Source organism: Variovorax sp. YR216, from assembly GCF_900107745.1.
In the GTDB taxonomy this organism is placed as follows: Bacteria; Pseudomonadota; Gammaproteobacteria; order Burkholderiales; family Burkholderiaceae_C; genus Variovorax.
On record NZ_FNRO01000004.1, the window covers coordinates 15,953 to 36,356 of the forward strand.

19 protein-coding genes are annotated in these 20,404 nt (G+C 61.9%); 2 read left to right on the forward strand and 17 right to left on the reverse strand.

Features of this window, described 5'->3' with window-relative positions; genetic code table 11:
- Positions 1-21: 21 nt before the first annotated feature.
- The 17 genes from BLW05_RS13370 to BLW05_RS13450 all read right to left on the reverse strand — a co-directional run bounded on the left by BLW05_RS13370 (position 22) and on the right by BLW05_RS13450 (position 18,313).
- Positions 22-1,149, reverse strand: a complete 1,128-nt coding sequence (locus BLW05_RS13370; protein WP_218135166.1) for an EthD domain-containing protein — start codon at positions 1,147-1,149, stop codon at positions 22-24.
- 118 nt (positions 1,150-1,267) lie between these two features.
- Entirely contained in the window at positions 1,268-1,906 is a 639-nt protein-coding gene (locus BLW05_RS13375; protein WP_177142649.1) for an EthD domain-containing protein, read from the reverse strand.
- Between the two features lie 21 nt (positions 1,907-1,927).
- Positions 1,928-2,623 (reverse strand): EthD domain-containing protein, encoded by a 696-nt coding sequence (locus tag BLW05_RS13380; RefSeq protein ID WP_093163236.1) that lies wholly within the window; start codon positions 2,621-2,623, stop codon positions 1,928-1,930.
- An 11-nt stretch (positions 2,624-2,634) separates the two neighbouring features.
- Positions 2,635-3,810, reverse strand: coding sequence for an NADH:flavin oxidoreductase/NADH oxidase (locus BLW05_RS13385; protein ID WP_093163237.1), 1,176 nt, complete (start codon positions 3,808-3,810; stop codon positions 2,635-2,637).
- A 17-nt stretch (positions 3,811-3,827) separates the two neighbouring features.
- Positions 3,828-4,763 (reverse strand): DMT family transporter, encoded by a 936-nt coding sequence (locus tag BLW05_RS13390; RefSeq protein ID WP_093163239.1) that lies wholly within the window; start codon positions 4,761-4,763, stop codon positions 3,828-3,830.
- The gene (locus tag BLW05_RS13395) at positions 4,760-5,947 is read right to left on the reverse strand and encodes an MFS transporter (RefSeq protein ID WP_093163241.1); all 1,188 of its coding nucleotides are present in this window, start codon (positions 5,945-5,947) and stop codon (positions 4,760-4,762) included. Before BLW05_RS13395 ends, BLW05_RS13390 begins: the two co-directional genes overlap by 4 nt.
- Before the next feature lie 29 nt (positions 5,948-5,976).
- Positions 5,977-6,615: a 3-oxoacid CoA-transferase subunit B gene (locus tag BLW05_RS13400; RefSeq protein WP_093163243.1), complete on the reverse strand. Its 639-nt coding sequence runs from the start codon at positions 6,613-6,615 to the stop codon at positions 5,977-5,979.
- Complete coding sequence (locus BLW05_RS13405) at positions 6,612-7,271, reverse strand: CoA transferase subunit A (RefSeq protein WP_093163244.1); 660 nt, start codon at positions 7,269-7,271, stop codon at positions 6,612-6,614. The genes BLW05_RS13400 and BLW05_RS13405 overlap by 4 nt, the downstream gene beginning before the upstream one ends.
- Entirely contained in the window at positions 7,268-8,539 is a 1,272-nt protein-coding gene (gene fahA / locus BLW05_RS13410; RefSeq protein WP_093163246.1) for a fumarylacetoacetase, read from the reverse strand. Before fahA ends, BLW05_RS13405 begins: the two co-directional genes overlap by 4 nt.
- Positions 8,540-8,555: 16 nt before the next feature.
- Positions 8,556-9,866: a homogentisate 1,2-dioxygenase gene (hmgA, locus tag BLW05_RS13415; RefSeq protein WP_256330275.1), complete on the reverse strand. Its 1,311-nt coding sequence runs from the start codon at positions 9,864-9,866 to the stop codon at positions 8,556-8,558.
- Between the two features lie 126 nt (positions 9,867-9,992).
- Positions 9,993-10,952, reverse strand: a complete 960-nt coding sequence (locus tag BLW05_RS13420; protein WP_093163247.1) for an MBL fold metallo-hydrolase — start codon at positions 10,950-10,952, stop codon at positions 9,993-9,995.
- A 38-nt stretch (positions 10,953-10,990) separates the two neighbouring features.
- The gene (locus BLW05_RS13425; RefSeq protein WP_093163249.1) at positions 10,991-11,701 is read right to left on the reverse strand and encodes an ABC transporter ATP-binding protein; all 711 of its coding nucleotides are present in this window, start codon (positions 11,699-11,701) and stop codon (positions 10,991-10,993) included.
- Positions 11,702-11,711: 10 nt separating this feature from the next.
- Positions 11,712-13,502 (reverse strand): branched-chain amino acid ABC transporter ATP-binding protein/permease, encoded by a 1,791-nt coding sequence (locus BLW05_RS13430; RefSeq protein WP_093163250.1) that lies wholly within the window; start codon positions 13,500-13,502, stop codon positions 11,712-11,714.
- Positions 13,499-14,422, reverse strand: coding sequence for a branched-chain amino acid ABC transporter permease (locus BLW05_RS13435; RefSeq protein WP_093163252.1), 924 nt, complete (start codon positions 14,420-14,422; stop codon positions 13,499-13,501). The genes BLW05_RS13430 and BLW05_RS13435 overlap by 4 nt, the downstream gene beginning before the upstream one ends.
- 59 nt (positions 14,423-14,481) lie before the next feature.
- The gene (locus BLW05_RS13440) at positions 14,482-15,630 is read right to left on the reverse strand and encodes an ABC transporter substrate-binding protein (protein ID WP_256330276.1); all 1,149 of its coding nucleotides are present in this window, start codon (positions 15,628-15,630) and stop codon (positions 14,482-14,484) included.
- A 119-nt stretch (positions 15,631-15,749) separates the two neighbouring features.
- Positions 15,750-16,526 carry an SDR family NAD(P)-dependent oxidoreductase gene (locus tag BLW05_RS13445; RefSeq protein WP_256330277.1) on the reverse strand — a complete coding sequence of 259 codons (777 nt, stop codon included), beginning with the start codon at positions 16,524-16,526 and terminating at the stop codon, positions 15,750-15,752.
- 29 nt (positions 16,527-16,555) lie between these two features.
- Complete coding sequence (locus BLW05_RS13450) at positions 16,556-18,313, reverse strand: FAD-dependent oxidoreductase (RefSeq protein ID WP_093163254.1); 1,758 nt, start codon at positions 18,311-18,313, stop codon at positions 16,556-16,558.
- 134 nt (positions 18,314-18,447) lie between these two features.
- Here BLW05_RS13450 and BLW05_RS13455 point away from each other — a divergent pair, with 134 nt between their 5' ends.
- Together BLW05_RS13455 and BLW05_RS13460 are read left to right on the forward strand one after the other, a co-directional pair.
- Positions 18,448-19,260, forward strand: a complete 813-nt coding sequence (locus BLW05_RS13455) for an IclR family transcriptional regulator (protein WP_093163256.1) — start codon at positions 18,448-18,450, stop codon at positions 19,258-19,260.
- A 64-nt stretch (positions 19,261-19,324) separates the two neighbouring features.
- A complete protein-coding gene (locus BLW05_RS13460; RefSeq protein ID WP_256330278.1) occupies positions 19,325-20,260 on the forward strand; it encodes an IclR family transcriptional regulator in 936 nt (311 codons plus the stop codon).
- Positions 20,261-20,404 lie beyond the last annotated feature (144 nt).

Sequence of the window (20,404 nt, forward strand, 5' to 3'; positions counted from 1 at the left end):
GGCCCACGGTGGGCTGCAGCGCTACTTGGACGAACCCTGGCTGACCTTCTCCTTCCCGATTCGGTTGACCACAACGTAGTCGAGCGCTGTCCAGTAGTCCGACCTCGTCTTGTCGGCAATGCGCTCAAGGTCTGCGCTCATCGCTTTGAAGCCATCGGACATCACATAGTCCTCGGCGTCGTTCATGCTGCGGAAATACATCAGGGTGATGCCGTCAATTGCTGAAGTCGCCTCTGCGTAGAAGGGTTGACCGGGCTCTCTGCCGCCGATGTTTTGCAGCTGGACGTAGCGGGAGACGAGCGTCTTTGTCGAAGGTTGCGCCATCACGACATTGAGGTGACGGCCCAACCAGTCCTTCTGGAACTGGTCGCGCGTGAGGTCCGGACGTCTGGTGTGTGTGTAGACGAGCACGATGGGGTCCCGGCTGTCCTTGCTGGCAATTCGGATGAACTGCCGCGACAGAACCGGCGCTACTTGGCGGAACAGCGCCTGGTCCTCGGGAAGAATCTTGTTCTTGAACTTGTCCCCAAAGAGCGTTCCGATGTTGTCGGCGCTGTGGAAATTCAGGTAGGCAATCCCGTCCCAGCGAGGGCGCTTGTATTCCGGGATATGGCCGATAACGCCAGGGTATAGCTTGCCTTGCGCATCCGCGGGAGCCAAGTACGGAGGCGAGTTCGCCATCGTCGGGCCCGCCGGTATGCGGTGAATCTGGTCGTAGCGTGCAAGAACGTCGAGGGTCTTGTCAGAAGGTTCGTCCGCGAATGTGAACCGCACCCCATGGACCTTTCGCCAATACTCGCCCCATTTCTCGAAGCTGATGTTCGGGTCGCTTTCAAGGGCAATCGCGCTTGGATTTGCCGCAGGGTCATCAATAGGCTTGCCATCTCGACCCACTAGATTGTTAGGGTCGCGACCGCGCTGGGAGAGCGGGGTCGAGTCGGCGCGCGCCAGGAAGCCGGTCATCGCGATGAGTGGCTGGCTCGTGCTGGCAATGGTCTTTGAGTGCGGTGGTCGGGCCAACGTCTCACGGGCGACGCCCTCGCTGACGAAGGGGGTGTTTGAACTCATGGAGTCTGAGGGTTGGGCAACTGCCCCCGTTGCGACGGCGAGGCCGCAGGCGACAGTTGCAGCGTTGATGAACTTGCGCATTTTTGTCTCCAAGTGCCGAAGGGGACGAGCACGGCAGCCGCTCGCGGGTCGGCTCTCCCGCTTGCGCGACCGCCGGTTGAAATCAAAATGGACGGCGTGCGTTCAGGCACGCCGGCCGCTACTTGATGCGTAGTTGGTCGATGAGATAGGCAGCACCGTCGCTGGTGTGCTTCTCCACGACGTCGCGCAGCGTAGACGAAGGCTCGAACGCCTCGTGCGCCTTAGCAACGCTCTGAAACCAGGCGGCAACAAACCCAGTGGGAGGGGAAGGTTCGGCCCACAAGCGCTCTCGCTTAGCCGTCGACGCTGTCCAATTCAAGGCGACTTGGACCCCTATGGCATCCGCAGCGCGCTGCAGGTCTACCCAGAGGGCCTCGCGCGCATCAGCCTGGGCGTGAAAAAGAATGAGCACCTTCACCAGGGCCTCGCCGGGGTCGTCGCCTTGGGTGTCGACCACGCACAGGGTCCAGCCTTTCAGGAAGACTGGCTCGTCCGCGGGGATGAACTTCTTGCCAACATCGGAGCCCTGCGCCAGACGCATGGCTTCGGCGTCCTCGAAGTAAAGCTCCACGACACCATCCACATTGAAGACGGGCCTCCCACCGCTTGCCCACAGCACCTTGTCCACTCGGTTGTGGTTGTACTTAGCGATGCCTTCCATACCCAGCGCAAGCTGTGCGTGAGGGCCGGCCCAGTAGGCCCTGAAGTCACTCGTTGCCGAGCCCTCCTTCTTCGCAAGAAGGGTCATCCGCTTCATCATTTCAACGTCCTGGTCGACTTACAGAATCTGCCGCTCTGCCACGACGAAGGCCGTGATTTCGGACAAGAAGGTTTTCGCGTGAGCCATCGTCTCCTTGCCCGCATCCGAGCCGAACGCGGCCTCAAGCGTCGCCGCGTCCTTGAACCACATCTCGACGATTCCATCGATAGGAAGCTCGTCGTAGCTGCACGGGGTGCCCTTCACACGCTCGCGGGCAACGATGACGTTCTGGCGATACCCGGCGACACCCGACATCCTGCGGACGAAGTCGCCGTGGCGCTTCCACTCACTACGGAAGTCTTCCTCGCTTATCGTCGGCAGTCGCTTGAGGACCGACATGCGCTTCAAAAGCTTCGCGCGCTCTTCCTTCGGCGGTACCGGGATGACAACCGATTGCTCGGAGGTGACGATGTGCAGCTCGCCGATGAAGTGCAGCTCGTCCTTGATGAGGGCTGCGGCCATGCCGCTGTCGTTGAACGCATGATTCGACTGCTTGGGGTCGTCGAACGAAAGCTGCGAGAAGCCATCGAACTTCCACGGCCCCCTCGCGAATTCAATGCCCCGCTGCAGCCTATCAACCACTGGGTTTTGCCAATACTCGCGCAGATTGGGTGCTTGGCGGGCAAGCGCACCATGGTTCTCGCGCCAATAGGCGTTGAAGTCGTCGAACGTCCAGTCGGCCTTCTTGCGAATCAAGCCCATACGTACAGTCATGATGTGTCCTTTCAATTGGAGGGAGAGACCAGCTGCTCAGCTGCTTGTGCGCGAGCTCGTGCCAGTCCAGGCGCTCGCTTGGCCAGCCAGACACCGTGTCGCACCGGCCAGCGTTGATATTTCGGGTCCACTCCAAGCGTCGTCGCCGCGTGGTGAGCCCAGTACGGGTCGAACAATGCTTCGCGCCCAAGAGCGATGAGGTCCGCCTTGCCTTCTTGGAGCACCGCTTCCGCTTGGCTAGCGTCGACAATCATTCCGACCGCCTGGGTTGGAACATTGGCGTCGTGGCGGATGCGTTCCGAGAACGGCACCTGAAAGCCCAAACCCCGAGGCACGGGGAGAGCCCGCGTTTCCTCGGTCAGACCTCCGGAGGAGCAGTCGATGACGTCGACGCCTAGCTGAGCAAGCTCGCGAGCGAGGACCACGGAGTCGTCCAGGCTCCAGCCATCGACGCTTCCGTCGACCGCCGAGAGACGGGCGAAGAGCGGTTTGCCGGCAGGCCAGGCGTCGCGGACCCGAGATGCGACCTCGAGTGCCAGCCTCATCCGGCCATTCAGGTCACCGCCCCATTCATCTTTTCGGTGGTTCGAGTTCGGCGACAGGAAGCTGGCCACCAGGTACCCGTGCCCGAAGTGAAGTTCCACCACGTCAAAGCCTGCCTTGTCTGCCCGCACGGTTGCATCCACGAAGCGCTGGATGACCTCCTCGATTTCTTGAGCATTCATCGCGCGGGGGGCCGACCAACCGGGACCGGCTGCCAGCGCGCTCGGGCCCAACCGTTGCCAAGGCTCTGCGTCGCTTTGCATCACTTCGTCGGTCAGTGCCGCACCACCTTCCCACAGTGGCTGGCTGCCCGACTTTCGGCCGGCGTGAGCCAGCTGAACCCCAATTGCGCCATCATTGGCATGCACGAAGTCGACCACGGACTTCAGCGGCTCGATTTGGCTGTCGTCCCAGAGGCCCAAGTCCGCCGTCCCAATACGCCCGCGGGGGTCGACGGCGGTGCTTTCCGTGAGGATGAGGGCCGCCCCGCCCAGTGCAAACTTGCCGAGATGAACCATATGCCAAGGCGTCGCCCGCCCGGCTTCAGCGGCGTGCTGGCACATCGGCGAAATGACAATGCGGTTCTTCAGTTCCAGGTCGCGAAGCTTTAGAGGCTGGAAGAGCAGCGGGTCAGGAGTTGTCATGATGGAATCCGAGAAGCTCAGGTAGAAGACGAAGGAGTAGCGGGCTGCTGCCGAGTGCCGAGGTAGGTGCCGGCCATCACGGCAACGAAACCTGCCAAGTGCCACGCGGTGAGACGCTCGTCCAGCAGGATGGCGGCGAAGAGAACGCCGAAGACGGGAACCCAGTACAGGAAGACCGCCGTGCGGGCCACCCCAATGCTGGCAATGGCTCTGTTCCAAAGCAGGTTGCTTAGAGCAGTGGCCATGACGCCGGAGAACAGAATGAGTGCCCATTGCCACCAGCCAGGAAAGAGCACTTCCAAGTCCAGAGATGGGCTTCCGACGGCGGCCTGCACAACCAGCATCGAGGTGCCGACCAAGTAGATGGCCCAGCTGATGGTCAGAGGGTGCAAGCACTTCGCCAGGCGCTGCACAAGCGCCCCGCCGGCGGCGAAGCTCACGACACCCGCAACCAACATTAGGTCACCGGTGCTTGCGCGGGAAAGCCCGGCCCCAGGGTGACTCAGGACAACGGCCGCAACGCCGCCGAATCCCAGGGCCACGCCCAGCATCCGCTGCACTGACAAGCTCTCCCGGAACATGAACGCAGCAAGGACCGCTGACACCAGAGGGCTCAGCGCCATGATGAGGGCACCGTTGGTGGCGGTAGAGCGCTGCAGCCCTTCTGCAAACAGCAGTTGGTTCAGATAGACCATGAGGACACCGCAGACGAGCAGCGTGCGAACCTGCTTCCAGCTCATGTCTCGGACAACGCAACGCTTCCAAAGCAAGATTGCAGACAGCACGGCAAGGGCCACAACCATCCGCAGCGCAGCAAGCATCGACGTGTCGAAGCTGTGGGTGAGTTGCTTCACAACGGCGACGTTCAGCCCCCAAATCGCCATTGCAGCGATGAGGGTCATCTGGACCGCAAGCGCCTGCCGGCCTGCGGTGTTCGACGTTTCGACGCTCATGGACGACCTCTCCGTTTGACAAGCACTGCAAAGGAGAGTCCGAGCAGCAGAAGCCCAATGGCCGATACCGAGTACACGGCGGGAGCCGTGTACTGGTCAACCAACCAGGCTGCGCCCAGAACGCCAATCGACTGCCCCAGAAATAGGCTGCAGGCAAAGAGTGACACCGCCGTGCCGCGAGCCCACGGCGCCATCTGCGTCGCATTGGTCTGCAGGGTGTTGTGCAACGCGTAAAACCCGAAGCCGGCCAGGAAGCAAGCCGGTGGCACGAAGTACCAGCTCGGCGCGAGTGCCATCGTTCCGAATGCCGCCGCCGTGGCGATGCCGCCTATGCGAGCAAGGCCTGTTTCACCCCACCGCCGCAGCATCCGCCGCGCGGTGCGGCTGTACGACAGACCGCCGATTCCGTAGAGCGCCACCACGCCGCCCGCTGTCGGCATCGACAGGCCGAAGCGCAGATGAAGGTCACTTGGGATGAACGCCAACGCGCTGAACGCCAGTGCACCCTCAATCGCCGTGACCAACAGAACGACTCTCGGCCAGCGCGAACCCACGACCGACTTGATGCCATTGAGTAGTCCCATCGGGGCGCATTGCTTCACCCGCGGGTCGAAAATGACGCGACTAACCAGCAGCGCGCCGCTGACCGCGAAGATGGCGGCAAGTCCTACAAATGCGGAGCGCCAGCCGAAGGCATCGGCCAAGAGGCCTCCCGCCCACTGGCCAGTAATCATCCCGAAGACGGTTGCACCCAGCAGCTGAGCGAGCACGGCCTGTCGGTCTTCGTAGGCCACGCTGTCACCAATCCAAGCCATGGTGAGTGGAATGATTCCGGCTGCGGCGGCACCTGAGAGTGCGCGGCTTGCGACCAGCCATTCCAGGTTAGGTGACGCCGCAGCCAAGGCGCTACCGACGGTGCATGCCAAAGTGGCCAGACCAATGACCTTGACCTTGCCAAAGCGGTCGCCCAGGGGCCCGTAGAACAGCTGGAGCACCCCATATGCAAGCGCGAATGCGGAGATGGCCCTTGCCGCCTGACCAGCCGTCGCGGCGAACTCCTGTGCCAGCGCCGGAAGCATGGCGTCGCAGATTCGCATAGAGGCCATGCTCGTGAAAGCACAGCACCCTACGAGCCAGAGCTTTGCTGACCAATCATTCAAGGAGACAACTTCAGACTTCTGCATGTCTTCTCCTGCGCCGCGGTCCTGCCCTTTCACCGCAGTGCCGCACCAAGAGTTAGAGCTGCGTCGGTTGCATCGATGACTTCCTGAACGGCTACGCCGGGCGCGGTCTCCTCAAGCACCAGACCAGCTTCAGTCGGCCGGATGACCGCGAGTTCGGTGACGACCAGGTCGACTCTGCGAATTGACGTCAGCGGCAGCGTGCAGCGGGGAACAAGCTTCGAACCGTTGCGCGAGCGATGGGTCATGGCCACGATGACGCGACGTGCGCCCGTGACCAAGTCCATCGCGCCGCCCATCCCGGGAATCTTCTCGCCGGGCACCATCCAGTTGGCCAGGCGCCCCTCCTCATCGACCTCCAGGCCCCCGAGCACAGTGACGTCCAGATGCCCGCCTCTTATGAGCCCAAAGGAGAAAGCGGAATCGAAGGCGCAGGCACCAGGCAGAGCGCCAACTGGCCGCCCACCGGCATCGATGAGGTTCACGTCTTCAAAGCCTTCTCCAGGCAGCGGGCTCATGCCCATGATGCCGTTCTCGGAGTGAAAGAAAACGTGCAGCGACGTCGGGAGATATTTCGCAACCAGCGTGGGTAGGCCGATACCCAGATTCACCCGGTCGCCGTCCTTGAGCTCCGCAGCGACCCGCCTGGCGATTACTTCGCGTCCGTTCATGAGGCACGCTCCTTTCCAACAAGGACGTGGACCAGCACGCCAGGAGTGACCACTGTGTCAGGGCTAATCATTCCGACAGGAACGATGCTTTCCGAATCGGCAATCGTCGTCTTCGCAGCCATCGCCATCAACGGATTGAAGTTGCGGGCTGTCAGCGTGTATTCGAGGTTGCCGTAGTAGTCGGCTCGCTTGGCAGCAATGAACGAGAAGTCCGCCTTCAGCGCCGTCTCGACAAGGTACGCGCGGCCTTCGACCTCCAAGGTCTGCTTGCCGTCAGCCACCGCAGTGCCGACGCCGGTGGGCGTGAGGACGCCGCCCAGGCCGAAGCCGCCGGCGCGGATGCGCTCTGCCAGAGTCCCCTGGGGCACGAGTTCCACGCTGATGCGCCCATCGAGCATGTATTGCTGCGTCACCTCGTTGGTCCCGATGTGGCTGGCAATCACCTTGGTCACAAGGCCGGCATCGATGAGCCGCCCCACGCCCACGCCGGGCCTGGCCGTGTCGTTGCTTATCAGCGTCAGGTCCTTCCTGCGCTGGCGGACCAGTTCGTCTATCAGCCGCATCGGACTGCCGACGCCCATGAACCCGCCCACCATCACTACCGCCCCGTCTGGGACCATCGCAACTGCCTGCTCGAGCGGGACGGGCCGTTTCATGGTGCCACCACTGTTCCCGAGCACTCGCCGAGGCCGATACGCACTGCCCCGTCGGCTGCGCACCATCCCCGCAAGGTAAGCGTGTCGCCGTCCTCGAGGAAGCTGCGCACCTCGCCGTTAGGCAGCTTGACCGGGTTCTTGCCACTGACGGTCAGCTCCATCATCGAACCCGCTTCGCTCTCGGCCGGCCCGGACAGGGTTCCAGAGCCCAGGAGGTCGCCGGGCTGCAGGTTGCAGCCGTTGACTGTGTGGTGGGCGACCAGTTGCGCAGGTGTCCAGTAGGCCGCGCGTGTGGTGTTCGTTGCTGATAGACGCACCGGAGCTTCACCCGCTTCCCGCATCTTGGCGGTTTGCAACAAGACTTCCAGCGTGATGGAGAACGCACCCTTTGCACGATTCGCTTCGCTGTCCAGGTACGCAAGAGGCTGCGGGTCCTCCGCCGGGCGCTCGAATGGCGCACGGAAAGGTGCCAGCGCCTCCATGGTCACCATCCAGGGCGACAACGTGCTTGCGAAGTTCTTGGACAGGAACGGGCCCAGTGGCTGGTATTCCCAGCCTTGAATATCCCGTGCAGACCAGTCGTTGAACAGGGTCACACCGAAGAGATGGGCTTCAGCATTGCCAATCTCGATGGGCTCCCCTTGTTCGTTGCCGGCGCCGATGAACCAGCCCAGTTCCAATTCATAGTCCAGGCGTTTGGAGGGGCCGAAGGTCGGCACCTGTGCATCGGGAGCCTTCGTTTGGCCGCGCGGCCGCTTGAACGAACCGCCGCTCACCCCGATGGATGACGCGCGACCGTGATAGCCGATGGGCACCCACTTGTAGTTCGGCAGCAGTGGGTTGTCCGGACGGAACTGCTTGCCGACAGTCGTCGCGTGGTGGACGCTCGTGTAGAAGTCGGTGTAGTCGCCTACGCGGCACGGAACCGTGTATTCGCATTCATCCTGGGGGACCAAAGCGCGCGTCCACGCGGGACGTTGAGCGCTACCTTCGCGCAGGCCTTCGGAAATCTTGCGGCGCAGCGCCTGCCTGGCCTCTGGCGTTGCCGCCATGACGACGTTCATGTCGTCGGTATCAATCAGGCCAACGGCGCGCAGGTCCAGAACCTTGTCGCCGATGGCCACACCGATTTTCCAACCGCCTTCGATGCCGCCTCTCTTGAAGCGTCCGAACGGCAAATTTTGGATGGGAAAGTCGCAGCCTGCCTCGTTGGCAGACGTGACCCAGCTCTTAAGCTTCGGGTCGTGGGTGGCGTCGATGTCGTACATGGTCTCAATTCCTCCGTCAGGCAGGCTTGAACTGGTCCTTGAGTCCCGCCCAGCAGTTGGCGTAGTCCTCATCCAGCGGGGCCTTGATGAGGGCAAAGGGAGTTGGAATGAAGCGGTAGCGGCTCTCGAACATGAAGGCCAGTGTGTTGTCCAGCTTCTGCGGCTTCAGGTCGACGCTCGAGGCCTTCTCGAAGGCCTCTTCGTCAGGGCCGTGGGGCACCATGGCGTTGTGCAGGCTCGCACCGCCCGGTTTGAATCCGCCCGGTTTCGCGTCGTATTCGCCGTAGACCAAGCCCATGAACTCACTCATGAGGTTGCGGTGATACCAAGGCGGGCGGAAGGTGTCCTCCATCACCAACCAGCGCGGCGGGAAGATGACGAAGTCGCAGTTGGCCGTGCCAGGCGTGTCGCTGGGCGAAGTCAGCACGGTAAAGATGGACGGGTCCGGGTGGTCGAAGCTGATGGACCCGATGGTCATGAAGTTGACCGTGTCGTACTTGACCGGCGCCAGGTTGCCGTGCCACGCGACAACATTGAACGGCGTGCCCTTGGTTGGCGCGCGCCAGAAGCGACCGCCGAACTTCTTCACCAGCTCATAAGGCACGTTTTCATCTTCGAAAGCGGCGACCGGAGCGAGGAAGTCGCGGGCATTTGCAAGCCCATTCGAGCCGATGGGGCCGAGCTCCGGCAGTCGGAACTGCGCGCCGTAGTTCTCGCACACGTATCCGCGCGACGGGCCGTCTGGTACAGCGACCTTGAATGCCACCCCGCGAGGCAATACGGCAATTTCGCCGGGCTTGACATCAAGAATGCCCAATTCAGTCGTGATGACCAGACGCCCCTGTTGGGGCACGACGAGCAACTCGCCATCTGCATTCACGAACGCGCGCTTGTCCATGGACCTCGTTGCCAAGTACACAAGCGAGCCAACGCCCGATTGCGCATCCGCATCGCCGTTGGCCGCCAGCGTTCGCATACCGTCTACGAAGTCAACCTCGGCTCCCTTCTCGAAGGGAATCGGGTGCCAACGCATCGGCTCGGGTGGAAGCTGCGTTTCCCGGCTGCCGCCTGTCGTCCACAACGGCTGGCTGTACGCCTCGTACCGACCGGCCACCACCGAAGGCTGACGCCGGTACATCCATGTGCGGCGGTTCTCATGCCTGGGGGCCGTGAAGGCTGTGCCCGAGATGAGCTCGGGGTACAGGTCGAAAGGCGCCCTCTGCGGGCTATTGCGCCCTTGAGGCAGGGCGCCGGGCACGGCCTCGGTGGCGTATTCATTGCCGAAGCCGCTCTGATAGCGACGCTCCGAGTTCAGACGGTCGTTCACGCTTTACTCCTTTACAGGTTTGCGGACGGCCAATCCCTCGGATGTAGGGACGAGCCGACCCATTCGCGCCAACTTGAAGGTCAGCGCGAGCCGAAAGAACAGATGCTTGTGGACTGGAGGAGAGCTTTAGCCCTCCAGCGTCTTCCACATCTCGATGTCGCGCTCTGCGGTCCAGATGCGCGGGTCAGCGTATTGAGTCGCCTCGTCGTAGCAACGCGTCACGTCGAACGGCATGCAGTGGTCGAAGATGACCCAGTGGCCATACTTGGGCTTGAGCGCCGCAAAGGTGTCCTTGTAGACAGCGTTCAGGTCCTTGCCAGCAGCCACGCCTTTCTGCACGTTCGAGTAGACGTCGGCGATGAAGTCGCGCGTCTCGGTCAGGCCCTTCTCGACGTCTTCGGGCGTGGTGAGCGCGGCGCCGCGGCCGGGAACCAGAGCCTTTGGCTTGAGAGCAGCGAGGTTGTTGAGCGTCTGCGGCCAGTCCTTGAAATAGGCATCACCGGCATAGGGCGTGGCACCGAACTCGACCAAGTCACCCGACAACAGCGCGCCTTCACCTGGCAGCCAGACGATGGTGTCGCCCTTGGTATGGCCACGACCAACCTGCAGCAGTTGAACTTCGAGCTTGCCGAGCCACAGGGTCATCTTGCCCGTAAAGGTCATAGTCGGCCAAGTCATGCCGGGGGGCACCGTCTCGACGTTGGAGAACAGGCGCGGGAAGCGGCCAATTTCGCTGGCCTTGTCCTGCTCACCGCGCTCGACGATGAGGTCGTACGTGTCTTGGCTCGAGATAATTTGCTGAGGCTTGTAGGCGCTGGCACCAAGCACGCGAACGGCGTGGTAGTGCGTGAGCACGACGTACTTGATGGGCTTATCGGTCACTTCGCGGATGCGACGGATGACGTCGGCGGCCATCGCGGGAGTGGCCTGGGTGTCGGCCACCAACACGGCGTCGTCGCCAATGATGATGCCGGTGTTCGGGTCGCCTTCGGCGGTGTACGCCCAGGCGTGCTCGGAAATCTGGCTGAAAGTGACTTTCTTTTCTTCCAGGTCGGCCTGGCTGGCGAACTTCTTGGTCTGGGTCATGGGGACCTCCTTAATTGAACGAGTGGGATGGGGAATGGTCAGTGGGCGCCGAGGTAGGCAGCCTTGACCTTCGGGTCGTTGAGAAGCTCTTTTCCAGAGCCTTCGAGGGTTATCAGCCCTGTCTCCAGTACGTACGCCCTGTCGGCGACGCCCAGCGCCTGCTTGGCCATCTGCTCCACCAGAAGAATGGTCAAGCCCGAATGACGCAGTTGTCGAATCGCTTCAAAAACCTCTTTGATGATGAGAGGAGCCAGGCCCAGCGAGGGCTCATCGAGCAAGAGAAGTCGCGGCTCGCTCATCAGCGCACGGGCGATGGCCAACATCTGCTGTTCGCCGCCGGAAAGCGTTCCGGACAGCTGGTGCTGACGCTCCTTGAGTCGCGGGAAGCGCTTGAACTCGCGCTCGATGGCCTCTTCGGTGGCGCGCGAGTCGCTCTTGCGCGAGTAGGCACCCAGCATGAGGTTCTCACGAACTGTCTGGTCGGCGAACACGCCGCGTCCTTCCGGCGACATCGCGACACCCAGTCCGACACGCTTGTGGGGCGCAACGTAGGTGCAGTCCTTACCGTCGACGGAAATCGTGCCTGCCTTGACAGGTTCCAGACCGACGATGCTCTTGAGCAGCGTGCTCTTGCCAGCGCCGTTGGCGCCGATGATGGTCACCACCTCGCCCTTGCGAACTTCGAGGCTCACGCCCTTGACTGCCTCAATGGCGCCGTAGGACACCTTGACGTTATCGAGTTTCAACATGGCTTAGTCCTCAAGCAGCTACGAGCGCCTCGGCAGGCTCTGTTTCGTCATCGACACCAAGGTAGGCCTCGACCACGCGCGGGTTACCTTGCACATCGGAAGGTTTGCCCTCGGCAATCTTGATGCCGTAGTCCAACACGATGACGTGGTCGGAGACGGACATGACCAGGTCCATGTGGTGCTCCACCATCAGAATGCTCACGCCGCACTTGCCGATTCGCAGCAGGAGTTGACCGAGCTCGGCGGTCTCTTGCGGGTTGAGGCCAGCAGCGGGTTCGTCCAGAAGGAGAAGCTGAGGTTCTGTGGCCAAGGCACGTGCCAATTCGGCGCGGCGCTGAAGACCATACGGAAGGCTGCCGGCTGGCTGATGAGCCAGATGCGCCAGGTCCACCAGTTCGAGCAGTTGGAGCGCGCGTTCGCGGGTAATGACTTCCTGCTTTGTCGCGCCCGGCAGTGCCGTCAGCGAAGCCAAGAACCCGTTGCTCATTCGGGTGTGGCGTCCGAGCATGACGTTGTCCAGGACCGAGAGGTCAGAGAACAGTCGCAGGTTCTGGAACGTGCGGCCCATGCCCATGCGGCAAATCTGGTGCGCCGGCGTGTCCGAAATCTCTTCGCCCAGGAACCTGATGGAGCCAGAAGTCGGCTTCACCACACCCGTGAGCATGTTAATCATCGTGCTCTTGCCTGCGCCGTTGGGGCCAATCAGCGCGTGGATGTGGCCGCGCTTCAGGCGAAACGACACGTTCTGAGCCGGCTTGACGCCGCCGTACGCCTTGGTCACGCCTTCAACTTCGAGCAGGTCGCCTGACGCATCCGGACCGATGCGCGTAGTCTTCGGCTGGGTCGCCGCCTTCAAGGGCTCGACCTTGTCCTTGCGCTTGAACATTGAGTTCAGCACGCCCATCACCCCGCCAGGCATCACATAGAGCGCGAAGAGGAGCAGGAAGCCGTAGAGGAAGTGCTGTGCCGACGGCCAGCGAGCCAGCGCCGCGTCGATGCTGGTCAGGATGATGGTGCCAACCAGGGGGCCATACATCGAGCCCGCTCCACCGAAGAGGACAAGCAACAGGATGAAGATGGACAGGTGGAAGGTGATGAAGTCCGAGTTGATGTACTGGTTTTGCTGAGCGACCAGAGCACCGGCGATGCCGCAAGTCACCGCGGCAACCACGAACGCAATCACTTTGGCGCGATAGACGCGAACACCCACCGACGAGGAAGCAATTTCGTCAGCCTGCAGCGAGAGCAAAGCACGACCGAAACGTCCGTGCAGCAGGTTGCGCAGCAGCAGATGGGTCAGAGCGCAAAGCACCACGCCGAACCAGACCCACTGCTGGGTAGTGAGAGGCTGTCCGTTCCAGGTGATGGGGCGGATGCCGTAGATGCCTTGTGCACCACCGAACACCTCGGTCCACTCGCCGACCAGCTTTTCGACGACGATGCCGAATGCCAGCGTCACCATGGCGAGATACGGGCCTTTGACGCGCAGAGACGGCAGTGCAATCAGGACACCGCAGACGCCAGAGATGACGGCGGCCAAGACCAAGGCTAGCCAAGGACTGATGTCAGTCTTGGTCGTCAGGAGTGCCACCGCGTACGCACCTGCTGCGAACAGGCCGGCTTGACCGAGGGACTTCTGTCCTGCGAAGCCGACCAGCACGTTCATGCCAGCTGCGCACATGTAGTAGACGCACATCATGAAGATGATGCGAAGGTAGTAATCGTTGCCGAAGAATGACGTGGCACCGATGACGGCCGCAGCGGCAACCGCTACGCCCAGGAAGTGTTGACCGCGCTTCATACCTTTTCCACCATTGGCTTGCCGAAGAGGCCGGTCGGCCGGAAGGCCAGGACCAGGATGACGAGTGCGAACACTGCGACTTCACGCCATTGCGCCGACCACAGGTTCACCAAGGATTCGAGAACGCCAAGGGCGAAGCCGCCGATAACGCAGCCGCGGGGATTGCTCAGACCGCCAATCATTGCGCCGGAGAAGCCCTTTAGTCCCACGGTGAGTCCCATGAAAAGGGACGCTTGAGCGATAGGTGCCAGCAGGAATCCCGAGAGGCCTGCGAGCGCGGAGCTCACCACGAAGGCGCCAATCATCACGGCGTTCGTGTTGATGCCCATCAGGCTGGCAACGTTTCCGTTCGCTGCCACGGCACGCATCGCCTTGCCAACCATGGTGCGGTTCATTACCCAGTCGAACAGGACCATGATGACGATGGCCACGCCAAGCGTCAGCAGTTCCTGCGGACGAACCCCAATACCAAGGATGCGGATGACTTCGTCACCCACGGGGCCGGGCACCACCACAGGCTTCGGACCCCAGATGGCCAGGCCGATGCTTTGCAGGATGACGCCGAAGCCCAGCGTGCTCATCACCCATGCCATGCCAGGACGGCCGGCGAAGGGGCGCACGCCCACCAGGTACAAGACCCAGCCGAGCGCACCCATGATGGCCAACGCAGCGGCCAAAGCAAGGAGTTGCGCGCCGGCACCGGGCATGGCGGTGCCGAAAGTGGTTGAACTGACCGGGAGACCAAGAACCAGGAAGAGAGCGCTCATGCCAATGAATGCACCCGCCGACACGAACTCCCCGTGCGAGAAGTTCAAAGTCTTGGTCGTCGTGAATGTGATGCTGAAGCCCAGTGCTACCAGCGCGTAGGCTCCGCCCACGGCCAAGCCGCTGAGAATCGCTTGTAAGAGCGCCTCTACCATGATTGCCTCCGAGAAGATTGCGGGAGCTGCCACGTGCAGCCCCGCTTACGCAACGTGCGTTATTGCTTGAAGTCAGCTGTCGACAGGGAACCGACGATGGGGTCGGTGTAGGGCAGCAGCTTGCCGTCCTTCCAGCGAATCCACACCAGGTCCTTGGCGGTCAGCGCTTCGTGGTTGGTCTTGCTGAAGGGCTTGTCGTAGGTCTTCAGAACGCCCTGAACAGGGGTCTTCAGGTCTTCGAGCGCCAGGCGGACAGCGTTGCCGTCAGTGCTATTGGCTTGCTTGACCGCAGCTGCATACAGCAGGATGGAGTCGTAGCCATGCAGTGCGAAGGAGAACGAGCCCGGTGCCTTCAGCTTGGAGCCAATGCGGTCGAACAGCTTCTGTTGGGCCGGGGTGCGGGTCTCGCTCACAGTGCGCATGAAGATAGGCTTCTCAGCCAGCGTCTTGCCTGCAGCGTCGTAGAAAGTGATGTTGTCCGCAGCCCACGAGGTCAGCACCACGGGGAAGTAGTTAATCTTCTCCATGCTGCGCACCAGCTGGGCGATAGGGGTGCCCTGCGCCCAGACCACGAGCGTGTCCACGTTGGCGGCCTTCATCTTGCTCAGCTGCGAGGTCATGTCGGTGTCGCCCACACCGAACTTCTCGATGGCTGCAATCTTGATGTCCTGCTGCTTGGCGATTTCTTCCATGTCCTTCAGACCACCCTGACCATATCCGGTGGTCTCGGCCATGAGGCCCACGACCTTGGACTTGTCAGAGTTCTTCTTGACGTAAGCCATCAGGGCTGCGACCTGCTCACGGTCCACCATCGAGACGCGGAACATGTAGTTGTCAGCGCCCGGGCTCATGGGCTTGGTGATGTCGGTGCCCGAACCCACGTTACCGATGACAGGAATCCTTTTCTGGTTGGCGATGTGCTTCCAGGCCATAGCATTGCCAGAGTTGGTCGGACCGAAGACTGCCGAGACCTTCTCGCTGTCGATGAGTTCACTCATGTTCTGGATGGACTTCGGCGGCGCTGAGGTGTCATCTCGAGTCACAAGTTCGAGCTTCTTGCCGAGCAGACCACCGCTCGCATTGATGTCGGCGATGGCAGCCTCCATGCCCAGCACTGCCGCCTGGCCGCTTTGCGCCGAGGGCGAAGCAGACAGGTCGCCGTTGTAGCCGACCTTGATGTCTTGCGCGCTCGCTGCCGCCGCAGCCACCAGACTCGCGGTCAGGATGGCGCACTTGAAGAACGAAGGAATACTCATGGCTGTCTCCAGTTGAGATGTTGTTGAACTCTTTGAGTTCGGGGTTGCGGACTAGGGAAAACTTGTTCTTGTTAGGAGGCCAGGAAGCCGCCGTCGATGGGCAGCGTGACGCCCGTGACATAGGTGGCCATGCTCGAAGCGAGGAACACGACGGGGCCGACGAGTTCTTCAGGCTGTCCGACGCGCGCCATGGGCGTTCGCAGCATGAATTTGTCCAGGCGCTCCGGCGCCTCGCGGGTATAGGAGGTCATCGGCGTTTCAATGACGCCCGGTGCAATGGCGTTGACCCGGATGCCGTCCTTGGCTAGCTCGACCGCCAGGGCCTGGGTAAGCATCTTCACGGCGCCCTTGGACGGCGAATAGCCGACCACGTTGGGAATGCCGGTGGTCGAAGCGATGGAGCCAACGTTGATGATGACGCCCTTGGTTTCCTTCAGCGCGCTCAACCAAGCGTGGGTGGGATGGAAGGTGCCCATGACGTTGACGTCGAGGGTGCGTTGGAGATTCGACGCAACCTTCGGGCTATCCAGACCTTCGCGAATGATGATGCCGGCGTTGTTGATGAGGATGTCGATGTTGCCGACATCGCTGGCAGTCGTGAGGGCCAGGGCGTCACACGCGTCGCGGGAGGTCACGTCGAGCTTGTATGCGTAGGCCTTGCCGCCGGCTTCATTGATTTCAGCAGCGGCCGACTTCGCGTTCGCCTCATTGAGGTCGGTAACGATGACCGTCGCACCGGCCTTGGCGAGGCCCTTGGCGATGGCCTTGCCGTTTCCTTGACCAGCGCCGGTGACCAGTGCCAGGCGGCCGCTTAGAACCTGCGGCGCCATCAGTTCAGTGATTTCCATTTTGCTTTCCTTGCTTGCAGACGGGCGAATCAAGCGGCGTGGACGCGCTCGCGCTGACGGAGTTGCTGGTCGACGGTGAACGTCGTGAGGTCGGGCTGCTTGGCGAGGGTTTGACCCACGACGTAGCCGAAGGTGAGCGCCGGGCCCAGGGTGATGCCGGCACCCGGGTAGTTGCCACCCATGATGCTGGCAGCGTCGTTGCCGACAGCGTACAGGCCGGGGATTGGGCGACGGTCTTTCGTCAGCACCTGGCAGTTCGCGTCGGTCGCGAGGCCGGCGAACGTACCGATTTCGCCGACCACGACCTTGATGGCATAGAAGGGCCCCGTCTCGATGGGCGCCATGCAGGGGTTCGGCTTGACCAGGGAGTCGCCTTGGAAGCGGTTGTAGGCAGTGCTGCCCTTGTCGAATTTGGAGTCCTTGCCGGACTTAGCGTCTCGATTGAACTGCTCGACTTCCTCTTGCAGAGCCGCGTACGGCACGCCGATGGCCTTGGCCAGTTCCTGCAGGGTGTTCCCGCGCTTGAGGTAACCGCTGCGCAGGTGCTTGCCAATGGGAAGCGGGAACGGAGCTACTGCGCCCATGCCGTATTCACGTAGGTGCTTGTGGTCGCAGATTTCCCAGCAGGACACATCGGGAAGACCTGCGGAGGCCTTCACCAGGTCTTGAATGAAGTCGTGGTACGACAAGGCTTCGTTGGTGAAGCGGCGGCCGCGGGCGGTGACTGCGATGACGCCGGGCTTGGCTCGGTCGATGAAGTGCGGCATGACGCCCTGCGAACCGTCCTTACGCTTGGTCACCGACGTCGGGCACCAAGCGGCGGCGTTCGGGATAGTCGGGTCGACCCAGCCGCCGACGGATTCGCCCAGGCGCAAGCCGTCACCGGTGTTCAGCGACGGGGACGGTGTGTAGTGCTCGTGACCAGTTGGCGCGTGGGGGAACAGTTGCTTGCGACGCTCGATGTCATAGGGGAAGCCACCGCAGGCCAGCACGACACCCTTGCGAACACGGATTTCTTGGGGCGTGCCGTCGCGCACGACGTTCGCGCCGACGACGACGTCGTTCTCAACGATGAGGCTCTTGACCGGGGAGTTCAGCCAGACCGAAACGTTGAGGTCCATGCCCGCCTTTGCCAAGCGACCGGCCAGCGCGTTGCCATTGGTAAGCGTCATCCCACGGCCATGGCGCAGAACGTCCAGCAGGTGAAAGCCAAAGCGCTTCGTGACGTACCAGAAGGATTCGAGTGACTTGAACGCACGCAAGAAGTGCCACAGTTCCTTGCCGGAGCCCAGCATCATCCCGAACACCGTCAGTTCGGGAACGGGCGGAGCCAGCTTTTTCACCTGGTTGCCGAGCTCACGGGCGTCGAAGGGCGCCGTGACCATGGAGCGGCCGCCGGGCTGGCCGCCGGGGGCTTCCGCGTGATAGTCAGGAAACACCGGTGGCATTTCGAACTGCACGCAGGTTTTCTCGGTGAAGAAGTCGATGGCCTTGGGGCCGTTTTCGAGGAAAGCGTCGACACGAGCCGGGTCGAAATGGGTAGTGGCCTCGTGCTGGAGATATGTGCGCGCGGCGCCGGCTGGTTCGTTGATGCCCTGCGCCTTGGCCAACTTGGTGTTGGGAATCCACAGCCAGCCGCCAGAGCGCGCGGTGGTGCCGCCGTAAAGGGAAGCCTTGTCGACGACCAGGACCTTCAGGCCCTCGTACGCGGCGGTGACTGCCGCTGACATCCCAGACGCCCCGGTGCCAACCACCAAAACGTCGTATTGGGTTTCCTGCTTGCTCATGAGCTTCACTCCTTGAGGGTGGGGACCGCGTTTGCCGGTCCGATGGCGTTAGTATCACGCTAACGCGTTTTCTATACGCTAATGGTATACCCTAATCGGATGGTATCGATAGAATCGAATGAAAGGAGACAGCCATGGGAGAGCTCGACGGTGAAGGCGGCGACTCAGGCCACGACAAGGAGCGCCGAGGGATTCAGTCCATCGAAGCGGGGGGCCATTTGCTCCTTGCTCTGGGCGCACACGGACGCCCGATGGCGCTCAGCGAACTCGCACGCGCGGCGGAAATGCCTCCAGGCAAGGCGCACCCCTACCTGGTCAGCTTCGCCAAGCTCGGACTGGTCACACGGGAAGTCGCGACGGGGTACTACTGGCTAGGGCCGACCGCGATGCAGCTCGGACTGGTCTCACTTCGGACCGTCAATCCGGTTCGAGAAGCGACTCCATTCGCTGAGCACTTGTCCCGGGAATCTGGTCATAGCGTGGCTCTGGCGGTGTGGGGCAATCAGGGCCCCACTGCTGTCGTCCTATTTGACGCGGCGTACCCACTGCACACCAACATCCGCTCGGGCATGGTGATGTCCGTGGCCGGCACCGCAACAGGGCGCCTGTTCGCGAGCTACCTTCCGGCCCAACTCATCGAGGAATCCCTGCTCAATGACGAGGCGCGACTCGGGCCCGACATAGCGAGACCCGTTGCTGCAGCCAACTTGCAAGAAATGCTGAGCGACGTGCGAAAGCACGGCGTTTCTCGCGCACTCGACAATCCGACTCCTGGTGTTTGCGCCTTCTCTGCCCCGGTCTTTGACTATTCCGAAAATATGGTGCTTGCAGTGACCCTGATGGGGGGCACCCGCTCTTTCGACCCCAATTGGGACGGCGCTCAGGCCAAGGCTGTCAGGGCCTGCGGCGTCGCCATCTCCAAACGGCTGGGTGCCCTTTCGCACTGAAATTCTGGGCTTTGCAGGCTCCGACGGTTGGCCGCCGCACCCGCCTGCCGGCATTTGATTGACAATGGACGTCGCGCAGCAAATTAGTTCGGCATCAACGCATCTGATGTGGTTTAATTTTTCGGCTAAGGCAAATTACATCGATAGAGCCCGGGGGCAAATCATCATGGACGCGTTGGAAGGCGAAGTCGGCGAGATGGGGGCCGAGAAGGAGCGACGAGGCATTCAGTCCATCGAAGCCGGCGGCCAACTGCTTCTCGCCCTCGGCGCCCACGGCCGGCCAATGCCACTCAGAGAGCTGGCTAAGGCTGCCGACATGGCGCCAGGCAAAGCCCATCCCTACCTGGTGAGCTTTGCAAAGCTGGGATTGGTGACTCAGGAGTCGCTGACGGGCTATTACTGGCTTGGGCCGACCGCCATGCAGTTGGGCTTGGTGACCCTTCGCATGCTCAATCCTGTCCGCGAGGGCACGCCCTTCGCGGAGGAACTGGCTCGTCAAACTGGCCACAGCGTCGCGATGTCCGTGTGGGGCAACCAGGGGCCGACCATCGTGTTCCTGTTCGATGCGATTTATCCGCTTCACACGAATATTCGAACCGGGACCGTCATGTCTCTGGCCGGTACCGCTACGGGACGATTGTTCGCGGCATATTTGCCGCCAAAGCTCATCGAGGAATCGCTGCTGGAGGACGAACGTCGACTCGGGCCAGACATTGCCAAGCCAGTGGACAAGGACGAGCTACAGAGCATGCTCAACGAAGTTCGTACCCATGGCCTCTCCCGTTCGGTAAACAACCCGACCCCGGGCGTCTGCTCGTTCGCGGCCCCCGTCTTTGACTACTCCGGCAACATCGTGCTGGGAATCACCCTGATGGGCCGGTCGCGGTCCTTTGATACCAACTGGGACGGCGCTCAGGCTACGGCCGTGAAAGAGGCCGGCATTGCCATCTCGAAGCGCATCGGCGCTCAATCGCCTTCCGCGCGAAGCACGCGCAGATAAATCGCACCTGGCCAAATCTGGCCATCGTTCGCGACTGGAGGGATTTTTGCCCTCACTTCCTCGCGGACTGACGCGCTCTGAGGCGTAGGTCGGTCCCGGCGCACCTCGCTCTCTCCCCAGCCCGAACCCGCCTTGGCCACGGGA